This window comes from Paenibacillus soyae (assembly GCF_024623455.1).
In the GTDB taxonomy this organism is placed as follows: Bacteria; Bacillota; Bacilli; order Paenibacillales; family Paenibacillaceae; genus Pristimantibacillus; species Pristimantibacillus soyae.
Genome location: NZ_JANIPJ010000017.1, coordinates 80,645 through 96,715 on the forward strand (window position 1 = coordinate 80,645; position 16,071 = coordinate 96,715).

Annotated in this window: 16 protein-coding genes; 9 read left to right on the top strand and 7 right to left on the bottom strand. The window is 55.4% G+C overall.

Annotated features, from left to right (window positions below):
- The first annotated feature begins 100 nt into the window (after nt 1–100).
- Entirely contained in the window at nt 101–1,516 is a 1,416-nt protein-coding gene (locus NQZ67_RS21405) for an FAD-binding oxidoreductase (protein ID WP_257449879.1), read from the top strand.
- Complete coding sequence (locus NQZ67_RS21410) at nt 1,509–2,879, top strand: (Fe-S)-binding protein (RefSeq protein ID WP_257449880.1); 1,371 nt, start codon at nt 1,509–1,511, stop codon at nt 2,877–2,879. Before NQZ67_RS21405 ends, NQZ67_RS21410 begins: the two co-directional genes overlap by 8 nt.
- A 40-nt stretch (nt 2,880–2,919) precedes the next feature.
- Here the strand turns inward: NQZ67_RS21410 and nagZ are convergent, their stop codons facing one another.
- Nucleotides 2,920–3,987 (bottom strand): beta-N-acetylhexosaminidase, encoded by a 1,068-nt coding sequence (gene nagZ, locus NQZ67_RS21415; protein ID WP_371825342.1) that lies wholly within the window; start codon nt 3,985–3,987, stop codon nt 2,920–2,922.
- A 61-nt stretch (nt 3,988–4,048) separates the two neighbouring features.
- On the opposite strand from nagZ, the gene NQZ67_RS21420 reads away from it, so the two are divergent.
- Nucleotides 4,049–4,195 carry a hypothetical protein gene (locus NQZ67_RS21420; protein ID WP_257449882.1) on the top strand — a complete coding sequence of 49 codons (147 nt, stop codon included), beginning with the start codon at nt 4,049–4,051 and terminating at the stop codon, nt 4,193–4,195.
- A gap of 164 nt (nt 4,196–4,359) precedes the next feature.
- Here NQZ67_RS21420 and NQZ67_RS21425 read toward each other — a convergent pair whose 3' ends face one another.
- Nucleotides 4,360–5,403 (bottom strand): UTP--glucose-1-phosphate uridylyltransferase, encoded by a 1,044-nt coding sequence (locus NQZ67_RS21425; protein ID WP_257449883.1) that lies wholly within the window; start codon nt 5,401–5,403, stop codon nt 4,360–4,362.
- Nucleotides 5,404–5,620: 217 nt separating this feature from the next.
- Here NQZ67_RS21425 and NQZ67_RS21430 point away from each other — a divergent pair, with 217 nt between their 5' ends.
- A complete protein-coding gene (locus NQZ67_RS21430) occupies nt 5,621–6,904 on the top strand; it encodes a UDP-glucose dehydrogenase family protein (RefSeq protein WP_257449884.1) in 1,284 nt (427 codons plus the stop codon).
- Nucleotides 6,901–7,839 carry an NAD-dependent epimerase/dehydratase family protein gene (locus NQZ67_RS21435; RefSeq protein WP_257449886.1) on the top strand — a complete coding sequence of 313 codons (939 nt, stop codon included), beginning with the start codon at nt 6,901–6,903 and terminating at the stop codon, nt 7,837–7,839. Before NQZ67_RS21430 ends, NQZ67_RS21435 begins: the two co-directional genes overlap by 4 nt.
- A 12-nt stretch (nt 7,840–7,851) precedes the next feature.
- Here the strand turns inward: NQZ67_RS21435 and NQZ67_RS21440 are convergent, their stop codons facing one another.
- Nucleotides 7,852–8,694 carry a helix-turn-helix domain-containing protein gene (locus NQZ67_RS21440; protein ID WP_257449888.1) on the bottom strand — a complete coding sequence of 281 codons (843 nt, stop codon included), beginning with the start codon at nt 8,692–8,694 and terminating at the stop codon, nt 7,852–7,854.
- Nucleotides 8,695–8,816: 122 nt separating this feature from the next.
- On the opposite strand from NQZ67_RS21440, the gene NQZ67_RS21445 reads away from it, so the two are divergent.
- On the top strand, nt 8,817–9,818 hold the full coding sequence (locus tag NQZ67_RS21445) for a Gfo/Idh/MocA family protein (RefSeq protein WP_257449890.1): 1,002 nt from the start codon (nt 8,817–8,819) through the stop codon (nt 9,816–9,818).
- A gap of 37 nt (nt 9,819–9,855) precedes the next feature.
- Complete coding sequence (locus NQZ67_RS21450) at nt 9,856–10,788, top strand: aldo/keto reductase (RefSeq protein ID WP_257449893.1); 933 nt, start codon at nt 9,856–9,858, stop codon at nt 10,786–10,788.
- A gap of 7 nt (nt 10,789–10,795) precedes the next feature.
- Here the strand turns inward: NQZ67_RS21450 and NQZ67_RS21455 are convergent, their stop codons facing one another.
- The 3 genes from NQZ67_RS21455 to NQZ67_RS21465 all read right to left on the bottom strand — a co-directional run bounded on the left by NQZ67_RS21455 (nt 10,796) and on the right by NQZ67_RS21465 (nt 13,389).
- On the bottom strand, nt 10,796–11,734 hold the full coding sequence (locus NQZ67_RS21455; RefSeq protein ID WP_257449894.1) for a ribose-phosphate diphosphokinase: 939 nt from the start codon (nt 11,732–11,734) through the stop codon (nt 10,796–10,798).
- Nucleotides 11,735–11,832: 98 nt separating this feature from the next.
- Nucleotides 11,833–13,023: an enoyl-ACP reductase FabV gene (fabV, locus tag NQZ67_RS21460; RefSeq protein WP_257449896.1), complete on the bottom strand. Its 1,191-nt coding sequence runs from the start codon at nt 13,021–13,023 to the stop codon at nt 11,833–11,835.
- Nucleotides 13,024–13,170: 147 nt separating this feature from the next.
- The gene (locus NQZ67_RS21465) at nt 13,171–13,389 is read right to left on the bottom strand and encodes an alpha/beta-type small acid-soluble spore protein (protein ID WP_257449898.1); all 219 of its coding nucleotides are present in this window, start codon (nt 13,387–13,389) and stop codon (nt 13,171–13,173) included.
- Between the two features lie 157 nt (nt 13,390–13,546).
- Here NQZ67_RS21465 and NQZ67_RS21470 point away from each other — a divergent pair, with 157 nt between their 5' ends.
- Nucleotides 13,547–14,134: an ATP-dependent DNA ligase gene (locus tag NQZ67_RS21470; RefSeq protein WP_257449900.1), complete on the top strand. Its 588-nt coding sequence runs from the start codon at nt 13,547–13,549 to the stop codon at nt 14,132–14,134.
- A 74-nt stretch (nt 14,135–14,208) separates the two neighbouring features.
- Here NQZ67_RS21470 and NQZ67_RS21475 read toward each other — a convergent pair whose 3' ends face one another.
- Entirely contained in the window at nt 14,209–14,691 is a 483-nt protein-coding gene (locus tag NQZ67_RS21475; RefSeq protein WP_257449902.1) for a C40 family peptidase, read from the bottom strand.
- A 202-nt stretch (nt 14,692–14,893) separates the two neighbouring features.
- Between NQZ67_RS21475 and tnpB the strand changes: the two genes are divergently transcribed.
- Nucleotides 14,894–15,982: an IS200/IS605 family element RNA-guided endonuclease TnpB gene (gene tnpB / locus NQZ67_RS21480; protein WP_257450066.1), complete on the top strand. Its 1,089-nt coding sequence runs from the start codon at nt 14,894–14,896 to the stop codon at nt 15,980–15,982.
- Nucleotides 15,983–16,071 lie beyond the last annotated feature (89 nt).

Here is a 16,071-nt window from a genome sequence, read left to right on the forward strand (position 1 = left end):
AAAAAATTCTGTATTTCTATATAAGCATAAGCTATACTGATTGAAAAGTCATCTGATGACCTGATCAATTATGGATTCATGTAGGGGGTACTCATTACTTATGTTGAAGCCTGAAGTGTCGAGCAAGCTTCGCGCCATCGTCGGAGATCGGTATTTCCGGGAAGACCGCGAAGCGTTAGTCGCCCATTCGTATGATGGCACGCCTATGCTGCAGTCGCTGCCCGACGGCGTTATATACCCTTCGTCGACGGAGGAAGTGTCCGCCGTCATGAAAGTGTTGCAAGAATTTCGCGTGCCCGTGGTCAGCAGGGGATCGGGCTCGAATTTATGCGGCGGCACGGTGCCCGTGCAGGGCGGAGTCGTCATGGTCATGCACCGGATGAACCGGATCGTCGAGGTAGACGAAGAAAACTTGACGGCGACGGTGCAGCCAGGCATCATTACGGCCGATTTTATTCAGCATATCGAGAATCTGGGATTGTTCTATCCGCCTGATCCGAGCAGCATGAAGATCAGCACGATCGGCGGCAATATCGCCGAATGCTCCGGAGGATTGCGCGGTCTTAAGTACGGAACGACCAAAGACTACGTCATTGGGCTGGAAGCCGTACTGGCTAACGGAAGCGTCATTCGGACGGGCGGGAAGCTGATGAAGGACGTGGCGGGCTACGATTTGACGAAGCTGCTCGTAGGCTCGGAAGGCACGCTGGCGATCATTACGGAAGCGACGCTCAAGCTCATTCCTCCGCCGAAGACGAAGAAGACAATGCTCGCCATGTACCGGGATCTGTATGGAGCGGCGCGGACCGTCTCCCGGATCATCGAATCGAAGATCATACCGGCTACGCTTGAATTTATGGACAATCCGACCATTCGCGTCGTCGATGATTACGCGAGGCTGGGGCTGCCTAGAGATATGGAAGCGATCCTGCTGATCGAGCAGGACGGCGATCCGGAATCGGTGGAGCGCGATATTGCGCGAATTCAAGATATTTGCAGGCTCGAGCAGGCGGATCGCGTCGAAGTCGCGGAGAGCAGGGAGGAAGCGGAGCGTCTGCTGACCGCCCGCCGCAGCGCGTTCACGGCGCTTGCCCGCTTGCGGCCGACGACGATATTGGAGGACGCGACGGTGCCGCGGTCGCGCATTGCGGATATGGTGCTGCGAATCAATGAAATCGCCCAAAAATATAACGTAACGATCGCGACGTTCGGGCATGCCGGCGATGGCAATCTGCATCCGACGGCGACGACGGACGCGAGGGACGCGGAAGAAATCCATCGCGTGGAGGAGGCTTTCGCGGAAATATTCGAAGCTTCCATCGAGCTTGGAGGAACGATTACGGGAGAACACGGCGTCGGTCTAGTGAAAGCGCCGTACCTGGAATGGAAGGTGGGAGAGCCCGGCATCGAAGTGATGCGCGGCATCAAAGCCGCATTCGATCCGCATAACCTGCTTAATCCGGGCAAAATGTTCGCCAAGTCTTCGAAAAAAAGGGTGGTGCTGCAGCATGGCTGAGACGAGCGCAATGAAGAAACCCGACATCCGGCACGCCAATCCGCTTGCGCAAACGCTGCTGAACAAGCTGGATTACGACCAGTTGACGAATTGCATGCGCTGCGGTTTTTGCCTGCCGGCTTGCCCCACGTTCCGCGAGACCGGCATCGAACCGGAATCCCCGCGCGGCAGAATCGCGCTTATGAAGGCGGTCGCCGACGGACTCTTGGATCCCGATCAAGCGTTCCAGGATCAGATGAACCATTGCCTGGGCTGCCGGGCCTGCGAGCCGGCCTGTCCCGCCGACGTCAAATACGGTCAGTTGATCGAGCAGGCAAGGGACGCCATCGAGGATCACGCGGAGCACAGCGCTCCCGTCAAAGGGCTGCGCAGCCTGATGTTCCGCGGGGTATTCCCGAAGAGGGGAAGTTTGAAGCTGCTTGGCGGATCGCTCGCCTTCTATCAAAAGTCGGGTTTGCGCAAGCTGGCGAGAGGGATCGGCGTCATGAAGCTGTTCCCGGAGCATCTTCGCGAGATGGAAGCGATATTGCCGGAGGCAACTTCGAAGGGCGTCGTCGAGCAGCTGGGGACGCTGTACCCGGCCAAAGGAACTCCGATCGCAAGAGTCGCGCTGTTCCGAGGCTGCATCATGGACGTCATGTTCGCGGGGACGAACGTCAACACCGTGAAGCTGCTCTCCGAAGCGGGATTCGAAGTCGTCATTCCCGATTCTCAAGCCTGCTGCGGCGCCTTGCATGCGCATAGCGGGGAGATGGCGGAAGCCCGGACTCTGGCCAAGGTGAATATCGCGGCCTTCAAACAAGCGGGAGTCGATTATATCGTATCGAATGCCGGCGGCTGCGGAGCTTTGCTTGTAGAGTATGATCATTTGCTGCATGAAGAGGCGGATGAGAGGCTGAAGGAGGACGCGCGCTGGTTCTCGGCCCGCGTCATCGACGTCAGCCGGCTTATCATGGAACAAGGACGCATCCCGAGCTTCGCGGAGTCTGCTAACGAAGCGGGGGAAGTCGTGGTCACGTATCAGGATTCCTGTCATCTCCGCAATGTGATGAAGAGCTCCGCGGCGCCGAGACAGCTTCTCCGCAGCGTGGGCGGGGCGACGTTCACGGAAATGAAAGAGGCCGACCGCTGCTGCGGCTCGGCAGGGATCTATAACGTGACGCAGCCGGAGATGGCAGGCCAGATTCTGGAGCACAAGATGGAGCATGCCGCGACGACGAAAGCCCGTTATATGTTGACCAGCAACCCGGGCTGCCTGCTGCAGATGAAGCTGGGCATCGAGAAGCACCCGCCTGAGACGCGCATGGAGGCGATGCACATCGTCGATTATTTGCATGATCGATTGATCGCGGACAAAACGTAGCCTTCGAATAGCCCCTGCAAAAACGCAAGAAGCCCGCGTGTTAAGGGCGGGCTTCCAGGGCGCTGCTTATGATGCCGTTGACGGCCTCCAGGTCGATCGGCGGAGCAGCCGCATCAGAGAGGTTGTATTTATGCTTCAAGAGGAGCACGCGGCGCAGGCTTTCGTCGATTCGCTGCTCCGTGATGGTCCCGTTGTCGACGGCTTGTTCGAGCGCCTGAAGAACCTCAAGCTGAAGCTCTTCCTCGTGGCACACAAGGAGGATGTCGGTTCCGGCCAAGAAGGATTGGACAGCCGCTTCGCCGATATTATTTCCTTTCAGCAATGCGCCCATCGTCATATCGTCCGTGATGACAACGCCGTCGTAGCCGAGCTCATCTCGAAGCAGACCGGTGATCACGGCTTTGGATATCGAGGCCGGATGCTCCGCGTCTATTTGCCGCATCAGCAAGTGAGCGACCATGATTGCATCCACGTCTTGATCGATGGCTTCCGCGAATGGAAGAAGCTCGAATTGGCTCAATTGCTCAACCGTCTTCTCAACGACAGGCAAATCGTAATGCGAGTCTACGGCGGTGTCCCCGTGTCCGGGGAAATGCTTCACGACGGAGGCAACACCGCTTTCGTTAATGCCGGCTACGCTTTCCAACCCGTGCGCGATTACGGCTTCCGGAGTCGATCCGTACGCCCGGTCCCCGATGACCGGATTTTTAGGATTGCTGTTAATATCGAGCACCGGCGCGAAGTCCATATTGAAGCCTAACGCCTTCAGCTCGGCGCCGATGGCTTCGGCTATGCCGCGGGTGTAGGCCAAGTCGTTTCTTGAGGCGATGTCTTTGGCTGACGGCGTTGAATGGAGCTCGGCTGGCATTCGGCTTACTCGCCCGCCTTCTTGATCGACGCTCAGCCATAACGGGACCGCGTTGCCCTTGTTGGCTGCTTTCAGCTCGTTTAGCAAAGCTGCGGTCTGACCGGCCGATTCTATATTGTCTTTGAATAGAATAAACCCGCCGACCTTATATTCTTCGATCATTCTGCGGCTGGCCTCATTCAGTCGTTGGCCTTCCAGGCCGACGATGACCAACTGCCCGATTTTTGCTCTCAAGTCCATATCTCCGATTTGTTGCCGAATAACATCATCATCGGGCGGCGACGGAGACGGGGGCGGCGGAGTGACGGTCGATGAAGGGGTGGCGGAAGCCGGAGAGGCAGATACGTCTGCCGTTCCCTTGTTATCGTTCCCGTTATCCGAAGGGAGCGCGTCGCCGCGGAACAGACCGCAGCTAGATAAGAGTAGCAGCGCGCAAATCGCGATGTGACATAATGTGAAACGCTGAAAACGGCGGATACGGCTTTTTCGCATATATGTACAACCTCGTTTCTCGCATTTTTTCCATTGTACGCGTAGAACAGACCAAATTCAAACCAAGGGTGCCGAGCAAGCTGTCGGCACCCTTGGTTAGTTAGACGAGGACTTCACGTGTTAGGAACGGTTCTTTTTCATTTGAAAAGCCTTCTGCTGAATTTTCAAATAGTCCGATTCCACGCTTGTATCGTACCAGCGTCCGGAATACTCGTAGCCGATGAGGCGGCTTGGTTTGCCGTTGCTTGAAGCAGGCGAATGCCGAATGTTCAGCACGGGGGAGTATTGCGGCTGAGAAGCACTATCTTCATAGGCGATTGCGGGTTCCGATTCGGAAGCTGCAGATTGTTCGATAGCCGGGCCGTATAAGGATTCAGCGGGAGTCGGGTCGTCCGACGCGGATGCCGGTACGAAGTCGGATGCAGGAGAGGCATAACCCAATGCGCCATCGGATGCGGGATTGGAGCAGAGCTGAGTGAGCGCGTCGGTCAGTTGGATTTCCCCGCCGAGCCCCGGCTTCGTTTCTTTTAAGCTATCGAATATTTCCGGGAGCAGCAGATAACGTCCCATAATGGCGAGATTGGACGGCGGGTTCGTTTTTGGTTTTTCGATGATGGAATGAATGGCGTATTCGCGCTGCTGGAGCGGTTCGACGGAGACGACTCCATATTGCTGAAGCATATGCGCGGGAACTCTCTGCAAGCCGATAATATGCGTGGCGTGCGTCCGATAGCTGCGGATGAGCGGCAACAGCATGGATTTGCGGGAAAGGCTGACTTGATCGGGAAGCAGGACGGCCGCGGGATCTCCTTCGGCGAACGACTTGGCTTGAAGGACGGCGTGACCCAGGCCCAGCGCTTCGTGCTGGCGTATATAGTGGATGCGAACTTTGGGAGGTTTAATGGAAGGAATGAGATGCTCTTTGCCCCTGGAGGCCAGGAACCACTCGATTTCGATCGAACGGTCAAAATAATCCATTATGGCTGTTTTATGACGGGAGCAAACGATCAATATTTCGGAAATGCCGGCCAGGATCGCTTCCTCCACGATATAATCAATGGTTGGCCTGCCGGCGATCGGAAACATTTCTTTCGGGATGGCTTTGGTAATCGGCAAATTTCGAATCCCATAACCGGCAGCAGGGATGATAGCTTTATGAATCAATAGGAATTCACCTCTCATGGGATTCTTGTTCATGATAGTATATCTGATCGCTAGGTATTTGAAGCCTGTACGCTCCTAAAAACGGGCTGGCGTACAGCCCGTTTCTCTCTCGCGGAAGAAAAATAGTGAAGATGACCCTGTTAAAACGCCGTTTCTCTCTCGCTCTCCTGTGCACATGATGATATACAGCCAAGTTGCAAAGAGAGGATGCGGCTCCATGAATATTTGTATTGTTGGCGCAGGGTATGTGGGGCTGACGACGGCCGCCGTCCTGGCCGAGCTCGGCCATACGGTCGAATGCGTCGATCGGGACGAAGGCAGAATCGATCGACTGAACGTCGGAATCATCCCTATCTATGAGCCTGGATTGGATGCCTTAACGCAGAGAAACCGGCGGGACGGCCGATTGTTTTTCTCTGCCGACGTTTCGGCATCCATGAAGAAAAACGATATCGTCATGATCGCGGTAGGCACGCCGTCCGGGGAGGACGGAGCGGCAGATTTGGTCTATGTTCGCAGCGTACTGTTAACGCTCGCGAACGCGATGGACCGTTATAAGATTGTCATTATGAAGAGCACGGTACCGCCTGGCACGGGCGCATGGGCCAAACGCTTCCTGCTGGAGCGAGGCGTTCCGTCCGAATGGTTCGATATCGTATCGAATCCCGAGTTTCTGAGAGAGGGGACCGCTATCTACGATACGTTCCATCCCGACCGCATCGTCATCGGTTCGCCCAGCCGCGCGGCGGCCGAAACGGTGCGATCGCTCTATGGGGGAATCGAAGCGGAGGTTCTGCTGACGGGGATCGCGGAGGCCGAGTTGATTAAGTACGGCTCCAACGCCTTCCTGGCCACCAAGCTTTCCTTCATTAACGAGCTGGCCCGCGTGTGCGACGCGTTCGGCGCCGATATTACGAAGGTGGCCCCCGGCATTGGCATGGATTCACGGATCGGCGGGAAGTTTCTTCAAGCCGGAATCGGATACGGCGGTTCTTGTCTGCCCAAGGATGTCAGCGCCTTGATTGCGGCGTCCGCATCGAGGGATCAAGAATTGACGCTGCTCAGAGCCGTTGAACGAGTCAACCGTACGCAGCTCGACGTTTATGCGAGCAAGCTGGCCAGCGTAATCGGGGATATAGATTCGTCGAAGCACGTCGCGGTGTGGGGTGCCACCTTCAAGGAGAATACGGACGACATTAGACATTCGCAAGCCATTGCGCTGATGGAACGGCTGGCCGCCATGTCCTGCAAAATAACGGCGTACGATCCGCTTGTCTCGCCCGCGATCGAAGGCGTGGAATGGAAGGATGACGCGATCGGGGCGGCCATGGGGGCCGACGCTCTCATCGTCGCAACGGGATGGGGCGAATTCGTTGAAGCGGATTGGCATGCGGTGAAGCAGGCTTTAAAGGGTAACGTCGTATTGGACGGTAGAAACGTGCTTGATCAAACGAAGCTGGCGGGCGCCGGCCTTCGTCATGTGGGAGTGGGACGTCCATGAAAATTATCGTTACGGGAGCCGCCGGCTTCGTCGGATCGCATCTATGCGAGAAGCTTCTTCATAACGGCCATGAGGTTATCGGCATAGACGCGATGGTCCGCGAGGAGCTGAAAACGATCGGAGCCCGAAATCTGGATTCGATTATCGACCACCCGAGCTTCTCGTTCAGGACGGATAACCTGCAGACCCTGCCTTGGGAGAACGTCCTTCCCGGGGTCGATATGATCTATCATCTGGCGGGCATACCCGGAGTACGCAGCAGCTGGGGGGCGGACTTCGGTCACTATGTCTCGAACAATATTAACGTAACGCAGCGTCTGCTCGAAGCTTGCAAAGGAATGCCGCTGAAGAAGTTCGTGTTCGTGTCCACGTCCTCCGTCTATGGAGAGAAGCCAGGCAAGGTGTCGGAGGACGCGCTTCCTTCGCCGCTGTCGCCTTACGGGGTGTCGAAGCTGACGGGCGAGCATTTGTGCCGCGTTTACGCGACTAACGAAGGCCTGCCGGTCGTTATATTAAGATATTTCACCGTGTATGGACCTCGGCAGCGTTCGGATATGGCCTTCCATCGGTTCATCAAACAAATATTGACGGACCGCCCGATCACGCTGTATGGCGACGGCAATCAATCCCGCGACTTCACCTTCGTCTTAGACTGCGCCGAAGCGACGGCAGCCGTTGCCGAGGCGGATCACGTCGTAGGCGAGACGATCAACATCGGAGGCAAGGAAAGAGCCTCCATCCGGGACGTTATCGCGCTGCTCGAGAAGCTGACCGGCAAAAACGCAAAGGTCGACCGGATCGGCGGACTAAAGGGCGAGCCGATGCATACGTGGGCGGATATATCCAAGGCGGAGCGGCTGCTCGGCTATTCGCCGAAGGTAAGCCTGGAGGAAGGCTTGCTTCAAGAAATCGCCTACGTTCGAAGCCTGTTGTGACGGCCGGCCGGTTTATCTGGCCGCGGTATATAGCTGCCTGTAAGCGGTAGGCGTCATGCCTTCGTGCGCCATGAACCGCTTATTGAAGTAGCTGGCGCTTGGATAACCAGCCTCCTTGGCGATTTGGCCAATGGAGGCTTCTTGGCGTTCCAGCAGCCATTGCTTCGCGGTCTGCAGCCGGCATCGCGTAATGAAATCCATCGGCGTCATCTCCATCACGCTGCGGAACAGCTTGCAGAAATAGTAAGGCGTGACGCCGGCTTCCCGCGCCCAGGTCTCGAGCAGGAACGGCTCGCAAGCTTCTCTCTGCATCTTGGGCAGCAGCTCGAGGATGCGATGGGAGGAGGAGCCGGATTTGGCGTCCCGCACCGGAGCGGCTTGTTCGACGAATATCGTGAGCAGCTCGTAGGTTAAAGCGCTTAGCCGATGCGGCCGCAGCATCCGGAAGCTCTCCGCTTCGCTCAGAAGCGCTTCATGAGCGTCCATCCACCGATCGCTTTGCCGAAGCGTCCATAGCTGGCTTTGCTGAAGCTCTAGCCGGAGCATGTAATCCTGAAGAACGTTGCCGTAGAAATGAATCCAGCGAATATCCCAAGGCTCTTCCTTATCGCTGTAATAACGCTGGCGCTGCAGCGGGAAATACAAGAAGGCTTGCCCGGCCTCCAGCTTATGGACGATGCCGTCCGATTCGACATAGCCTTTGCCCGAAACGACATAATGAATGCTGAAATTGTTCAGCGCTCCGGCGCCGCGCGTGACGCCATGCTCCGGCCATTCATAATAATGACCGACGGATTCGGGCAAGCAGAAATAAGGATGATGAGGCAAGGTCAGCAGAAGGGTCTGTCGCTGCATGGATCTCTCTCCCGAATAACAATATTGTTATAACAAGCATCAATATAATATCATTTTCAAATTGTTACCGCCATCATATAATCGCAATATAGTCATAGTTCAATGATGGAGGAGATGCAGACATGTCGAATAGCAAGCTGAAATGGGGCATTCTCGGTTACGCGGCTATCGCGAAGCGGGCGGTTATTCCGGGGATCCAAGGCTCGGATCGGAACGAGATCGCCGCAATCGCCAGCAGAGATTTGGATAAAGCAAAGGCGGCGGCCGAGGCGCATGGCATCGCCACAGCGTACGGCAGCTACGAGGAGCTGCTCGCGGACGAATCGATCGAGGCCGTCTACATACCGCTGCCGAACCATCTGCACAAGGAATGGACGATCCGCGCGGCGGAGGCGGGCAAGCATGTCCTATGCGAGAAGCCGATTGCCCTTAACGCCGCGGAGGCGGCGGAGATGGAGGAAGCGTGCGCGAAAGCAGGCGTTGTGCTGCTGGAGGCGTTCATGTATCGGTGCCATCCCCGGTACGACATGATCCGCGAGGTGATCCGTTCCGGCGAAATCGGGCAGCTCCGCGGCATTCGGAGCGCCTTCACCTTCAACAACGCGGGCGCCGCCCAAAACGTTCGTTTCCGCAAGGATTGGGGCGGGGGCTCCATATACGATGTAGGCTGTTACCCGATTAACGCGGCCAGGCTGCTCATGGGACAGGAGCCGGAAGCCGTAACGGTGCAGGCCATATTCTCCCCGGACCATGACGACGTCGATATGATGGCCTCCGGATTGCTGGAGTTCGAGGCCGGCGTATCCCTTACGTTCGATTGCGGCATGTGGGCCGCGTTCCGCAATCCTCTCGAAGTGCTCGGCACGGACGGCATCATCGAGGTGCCTTCGGCATTCATTACGCCTGCTCCGGGCAGCGGCAACTTCTTCGTGCAGACCAAGGAAGGGCGCCGCGAGGTGGAGGTGCCGGATGTTAACGCCTACACGTTACAAGCGGACCAAATGTATCGCGCGGTCAGAGGCGAAGAGGCATTGCCCTATGGCCCTAACGATGCGATCAACAACATGAAGGTGATCGATGCCTGCCTGCAATCGGCGCGCGACAAGGTTAGAATTCGTCTTTAATGAATAATAATTAACGAAATGAAGGGGAGAAGCTGATATGGAATATATTCAAATCGAAGGATGCCCGAAGCCGGTATCCCGCCTCATGAAGGGCACGGATTACTTTTACCACGACAACTACGAGAAAGCGGCGGCCAATATGGACGCGTATCTCGCGATCGGCGGCAACTCCGTGGATTCGGCGCATATTTATTGCGGCGGACAAAGCGAAGAAGTGCTGGGACGTTATATGCGGGAGAGAAACAATCGCGAACAGATCGTCATTCTGACGAAGGGAGCCCATCACGACCAGAATGGCCCGCGCGTCACGAAGGAAGCGATCGATCACGATCTGGAGACGAGCCTGCGCAGGCTGGAAACGGACTATATCGATCTGTACGGCCTTCACCGCGACGACCCGAGCATTCCGGTCGGGATCATCGTGGACGCGCTCAACGAGCATATTGAAGCGGGGAAAGTTAGAGCGATCGGCGTATCGAATTGGACGTGGCAAAGAATCCAAGAGGCGAATGACTACGCGGCCGCTAACGGATTGAAGGGCTTCACGTTCAGCAGTCCGAACTTAAGCCTTGCGAAAGCGAACGAGCCTTTCTGGAGGGGCTGCGTCTCCGCGGACGCGGAAACGTGCGAGTGGCATGAGAAGACGGGGATGCCGCTGCTATCGTGGTCTTCCCAAGCGAGAGGCTTTTTCACCGGCCGGTTCACGCCGGAGGTGCGAGACAACGCGGATCTGGTGCGCGTATTCTACAGCGACGATAATTGGGAACGGCTGGCGAGAGCGAAGCAACTGGCGGAAGAGAAGGGCGTGACCGCCATTCAAATCGCCCTTGCCTATGTGCTCGGTCAACCTTTCCCAACTTGCGCGCTTATCGGCGCCCAATCCCAAGCGGAGCTGCTGTCCTGCGACGAGGGCTCGCGCATCAGGCTGACGAGGGAAGAGATGGATTGGCTCGATTTAACGAACCGGTAAGGCTCGTCTACTCCGACTTGAACAACGTTGCGATGGAGCCGCCTTCCGTAATAATGCGGATCGCGGTTCCGAGCAGCGGAGCCATCTCCAGAACGATGAACTTGTCCGGACGTTCCCTGCCCAGGGCGATCGTGTCGGTAATGACGACCTCCTGGATGTTCGGATGATTCAGCTTGTCGACCGCGTTCTCGGAGAATAACCCGTGGGTGGCGCATATAAAAGCGTCCTCCGCGCCGCGCTTCTTGAGCGCTTCCACGACGTTCACGATCGTGCTGCCGGTATCGATCAAATCCTCGATAATAATCGGAGTCATGCCTTCGACCTCGCCGATAATATGCGTAATTTCGGATTGGTTATGCGCCGGTCTGTTCTTGATCATGATGGCGAACGGGCAATCGAGGAGTCCGGCAAGCTTCTCGGCCGTCGTCGCTCGGCCCGCGTCCGGCGAGACGACAACGGGATTCGCGATATGCTTCGAACGCAAATAGTCGATGATCAGATCGAGCGCCGTCAGATGGTCGACCGTTATCTTGAAGAAGCCTTGAATCGGGTCCGCGTGGAGATCGACGGAAATAATGCGGTCGGCGCCGACCGTCGTCAAGACGTCCGCCACCATCTTGGCCGAGATCGGCTCCCGGGGAGCGGACTTCCGTTCTTGCCGGGCATAGCCGTAATAAGGCATGACGATATTGATGGATTTGGCCGAAGCTCGTTTGGCCGCGTCGATCATCACCAGCAGCTCGACCAGATGCTCGTTGACCGGATGCGATAACGATTGGACGATGAATACATGGAAGTTGCGAATCGATTCTTCGTACGTCACATGGATTTCGCCGCTCTGCTGGCGGGATATCGTGGATTTGCCCAGCGGAATTTCCAGCTGTCCGCATACTTTGGCGGCCAGCTCCGGATTCGATGAGCCAGAGAATACTTTAATCTTGCGCATAGGTTCCTCCATATGTCTTGTCATGCCAAAGCGCCGACGAAGGTGTCAGCTTTACTCCTTCGCCAGCGCTTTGTTTCTGTTTACCGTGTGTTCAAATATTAGCGTTGGTTCGGAATCGCGACTTCCGGATTCGTGTCGGCATTATAGTCGATGCCGTCCGTCTCGAAGCCGAACAGCTGGAAAAACTCGCGGCGATAGCCTTCGAGATCGGACAGCTCGTAGACGTTCTCGGTCGTAAGCTCGGCCCAACGCTGGGCGACTTCCTCTTGAATCTCGGGACGCATCTCCCAGTCGTCGATGCGGATAAGACCTTTCTCGTCGACTGGCGTTTCGGCGGCGCCGTACAGTCTTGTCGAGAAGAGGCGGTACATTTGCTCGATGCAGCCTTCATGCAGGCCTTTCTCTTTCATGACCTTGTACAAGGCCGAGATATACAGCGGAACGACCGGAATCGCCGAGCTGGATTGGGTCACGAGCGCTTTGTTGACGGATACGTAAGCTCGTCCGCCCTTCGCCGCGAGCTGCTCGTGAAGACGGTGAGCGGTAGCCTCGAGATCGTTCTTGGCGGCGCCGATCGTGCCTTCGCGGTAAACGGCATGCGTAATTTCAGGTCCGATATAAGAGTATGCAACGGTTGTAGCGCCATCGGCGAGAACGCCGGCGCTTTGCAGCTCGTCGATCCACATGTTCCAATCCTCGCCGCCCATGACGGCGATCGTCTGGCGCAGCTCATCTTCCGTAGCCGGTTCAATCGTCGCTTGCGTCACTTCTCCCGTATGGAAGTTAACCGTCTTGTTCGAATACGTCCCGCCGAGCGGCTTAATGACGGAAGTGAACACTTCGCCGGTTTTCGGATGCGTGCGGCGCGGAGATGCGACGCTGTAGACGACCAGATCGATCTGCCCCAGCTCCGTGCGGATAAGATCGATCGTTTTGGCCTTGATCTCGTCGGAGAACGCGTCGCCCACGATGCTGTAGGATTTCAAGCCGGCTTCCGCGGCTTCGGCTTCGAACGCCGCGGAATTGTACCAGCCCGCGGACGCGGTGCGGGCGCCCTCCGCCGCTTTGTCGAAGTAAACGCCGATCGTATTGGCGCCTGACGCGAAGGCGGACACGATGCGGGAAGCTAGACCGTAGCCGGTGGAAGCGCCGATGACAAGAACGTTGCGCGGACCCTCGAGCTTGGGCTGGGCTTTCACATAATTGATTTGGCGCTTCACTTGGCTGGCGCAGCCTTCCGGATGCGCGGTTGTGCAAATAAAGCCGCGGGTTTTCGGTTGAATGATCATATGGGGATGTTCCTTTCTCTTAATAAAGTCGCAAGGATCTATGTAACAAAGGACAACTCTTCCCCATTTTACCGATTTTTTCATCTGAATGGAAGGATAAAAGCAAAAAGAGAGCGCAACCGCGCCCTCCGTAAAGACTCATTCTGTTTAGAAGCGGCCTGCAAGCTGCTGCTCAGCCAATTGAACAAGCCGGCGAGTTATGTAGCCCCCGATGGAACCGGTATCACGCGTCGTCATATTGCCGTAATAGCCGTCTTGCGGAATCTGAATGCCAAGCTCTTGCGCGACCTCGAATTTCATTTGCTCCAGCGCGGCGCGCGCCTGAGGGACCACCAGTTGGTTCGAGCTGCTGCTATTGTTTGCCATGATTTACTCTCTCCTTTAAGGAAACTTAAGCGTGTTGAACGCTTGAGCCTATTATGCATCGTCCTATGATGGATTATTCGCTAACTTCTCCTGTATTTACCGACGATTTTCGGAATGGATTCGTGATAAGATGGGAACACGGGGGAGGGACGAAGCCATGTGGACGCAGCCTATGCTATTTATGGAAAGACCCGATCCGTTCGACGACAACGACTTCCTGTTCGAGCCGCTCGTAGACGGACACCGGCTTCTGCTTATAATGGACGCGGGTAAAGTGCGCCTCTTGACGAGACACGGCTACGACATTACGAGACAGTACCCTGAGTTACATAATGTGCCGCTGCGAAGGCCGGCGGATGTGGTGCTGGACGGCGAAGTGGCCTTTCTGGACCCCGTCACGGGCAAAGCGGACTTCGGAAAGCTGCAGGAACGGTTCCGCATGAAAAAAATTCCGGACATACGAGATGCGAAGTCTTCGATGCCGGTCGTCTATTTCGTATTCGATATTTTGCATTATAACGGAGTCGACGTGCGCAGCAAGCCCCTGTTAACCCGGAAGCGCTTACTAAAGGCCGTGCTCGAGGACAATGCCTATATGAAAAAAATGAATTACGTCGAACGCAACGGAACCGGCTTGTACAAGGCGGCCGAAACCTTCGGTCTCGAAGGCATCGCCGGCAAAAACAAAGCGAGCTTCTACAAGGAAGGCCGCAGCGAAGATTGGCTGAAGATAGCGGTGAAGTAAGCAGTGAAATAAGAAGGAGGTTTCCTGCCCGGATAATGCCGGGAGGAAACCTCCTTTGCTTGTATGACCCGTCCTTACAAAACGCGTCGGGCCGTTACGTATTTGCCTTTCCAGTAGCTGGAATTCATATCGGAGATCGTGACGCCTTTGCTGCTCGAGCTATGAATGATCTGATTGTTGCCCGCGTAAATCGCGACATGGCTGATCGATCTTCCGTTGGTATTGAAGAAGACGAGGTCGCCCATGCTGAGGGAGCCGCGATCCACCTTCTTGCCCATGCTCGCCTGGGCGGCGGAAGTGCGTGGCAGCCATACGCCGAACGATTGGAACATGAACTGCGTGAACGACGAGCAGTCGAAGGAATCGGTGTCGCCCGTTTTGGCGCCGTATTGGTACGGCGTACCTATGTAGTTTTTGCTGGAAGCGATCAAGTTTTTGGATTTCGGCGTTGCCGCATAGGTTTTGTTTTCGGCGGCGCCGAAAGCAAATACAGACAGAGCAATCGTTACGCAAACGGCAGATTTAACGGTTTTGGACAAAATATTGTTTTTTTTCATGATGACAGGGTTTCCCTTCTCCGAATGTTTTATTATCAACACCGAGAATACACCTGCCTCTAAGCTACCTGCTAGCTACGAAGTGAGAGTTAAGGCAAGGGATGAATTGGGAATTTTGTTGATGAATAAATAGGAACATATGTGCTATAATTGTTGTGGGTTTAACATCTATCCCTTTTGTAGCGAGGTGATGAGTCAGGCGATGCTCCAGCATAAAGCATTCAAATTTCGAATCTATCCGACTCATGAGCAAATCATGCAGATGCGTAAAACTTTGGGTTGCAGCCGCTTTGTGTTCAATCATCTCCTAGCGAAATGGAATCAGACCTATCAGGCTACAGGCAAGGGTTTGTCCTATAACACCTGTGCATCGCAGCTTCCTGCGATGAAGCGCGAGTGGCCTTGGCTGAAAGAAGTGGATAGCATTGCACTGCAGTCGGCTGTGCGTAACTTGGCTGACGGATATCAGCGTTTCTTCAAGAAACAAAATGTTCCCCCTCGCTTCAAAAGCCGCAAGCATCCCGTACAAAGCTATACGACGCGGTATACGAACGGAAACATTGCCGTGAAGGGAGATCGTTTGCAGCTCCCCAAGCTGGGATGGGTGCCCTATGCCAAGTCAAGGGAGATCGAAGGCCGGATCCTATCGGCTACTGTACGACTTGCCCCAAGCGGCATATGGTTTGTATCGTTGGTATGTGAGGTGGACATCCAGCCCCTTCCCTTAACGGACGGCATGCTTGGCATTGACGTAGGCATCAAGCAGCTTGCTGTACCTTCGGAAGGTCCTGCCATAGATAATCCAAGACATACGTTGCGATATGAACGGTTGCTCACGAAGTGGCAGCGCATCCTGGCAAGAAGAAAGCGAGGCGGGAGCAACTGGTCCAAAGCCAAACGAAAAGTAGCAACCGTCCATGAAAGGATTCGAAATAGCCGATTAGACATGATGCATAAGCAGACCACGAAATGGATCTGTGAAAACCAAACGATCTGCTTCGAGGACTTACGCATTGCTAGTATGATGAAGAACCGCCACCTCGCCAAACATATAGCAGATGCTTCCTGGGGGGAAATGAGTCGACAACTGCATTACAAAGCCAGGTGGTACGGCCGAACGATCAAGGAGACACCGGTTTTTGCGCCAACGAGTCAAACCTGTCACGTCTGTGGGAACAAGCAAGCAGAGGTGAAAGATTTGAGCATTCGGGTATGGAAGTGTGCATCCTGCCAAACGGTACATGACCGAGACAGGAATGCGGCACAAAACATAAAGGCCATGGCCTTGTAACGAAGAAAGTAGGAACTGTGGGAACCACAGGGATCGCTTGGTGTACGATGTTTCGAAAGATAATATCGCTACAACTTTGCTCCGAAAGG

Excerpts from the sequence above, each read along its gene's own strand:
- NQZ67_RS21405 (WP_257449879.1), top strand. The coding sequence starts at position 101 with ATGTTGAAGCCTGAAGTGTCGAGCAAGCTTCGCGCCATCGTCGGAGAT.
- NQZ67_RS21410 (WP_257449880.1), top strand. The coding sequence starts at position 1,509 with ATGGCTGAGACGAGCGCAATGAAGAAACCCGACATCCGGCACGCCAAT.
- nagZ (WP_371825342.1), bottom strand. The coding sequence starts at position 3,987 with ATGGACTTGAGAGCAAAAATCGGGCAGTTGGTCATCGTCGGCCTGGAA.
- NQZ67_RS21430 (WP_257449884.1), top strand. The coding sequence starts at position 5,621 with ATGAATATTTGTATTGTTGGCGCAGGGTATGTGGGGCTGACGACGGCC.
- NQZ67_RS21435 (WP_257449886.1), top strand. The coding sequence starts at position 6,901 with ATGAAAATTATCGTTACGGGAGCCGCCGGCTTCGTCGGATCGCATCTA.
- NQZ67_RS21440 (WP_257449888.1), bottom strand. The coding sequence starts at position 8,694 with ATGCAGCGACAGACCCTTCTGCTGACCTTGCCTCATCATCCTTATTTC.
- NQZ67_RS21445 (WP_257449890.1), top strand. The coding sequence starts at position 8,817 with ATGTCGAATAGCAAGCTGAAATGGGGCATTCTCGGTTACGCGGCTATC.
- NQZ67_RS21450 (WP_257449893.1), top strand. The coding sequence starts at position 9,856 with ATGGAATATATTCAAATCGAAGGATGCCCGAAGCCGGTATCCCGCCTC.
- NQZ67_RS21455 (WP_257449894.1), bottom strand. The coding sequence starts at position 11,734 with ATGCGCAAGATTAAAGTATTCTCTGGCTCATCGAATCCGGAGCTGGCC.
- fabV (WP_257449896.1), bottom strand. The coding sequence starts at position 13,023 with ATGATCATTCAACCGAAAACCCGCGGCTTTATTTGCACAACCGCGCAT.
- NQZ67_RS21465 (WP_257449898.1), bottom strand. The coding sequence starts at position 13,389 with ATGGCAAACAATAGCAGCAGCTCGAACCAACTGGTGGTCCCTCAGGCG.
- NQZ67_RS21470 (WP_257449900.1), top strand. The coding sequence starts at position 13,547 with ATGTGGACGCAGCCTATGCTATTTATGGAAAGACCCGATCCGTTCGAC.
- NQZ67_RS21475 (WP_257449902.1), bottom strand. The coding sequence starts at position 14,691 with ATGAAAAAAAACAATATTTTGTCCAAAACCGTTAAATCTGCCGTTTGC.
- tnpB (WP_257450066.1), top strand. The coding sequence starts at position 14,894 with ATGCTCCAGCATAAAGCATTCAAATTTCGAATCTATCCGACTCATGAG.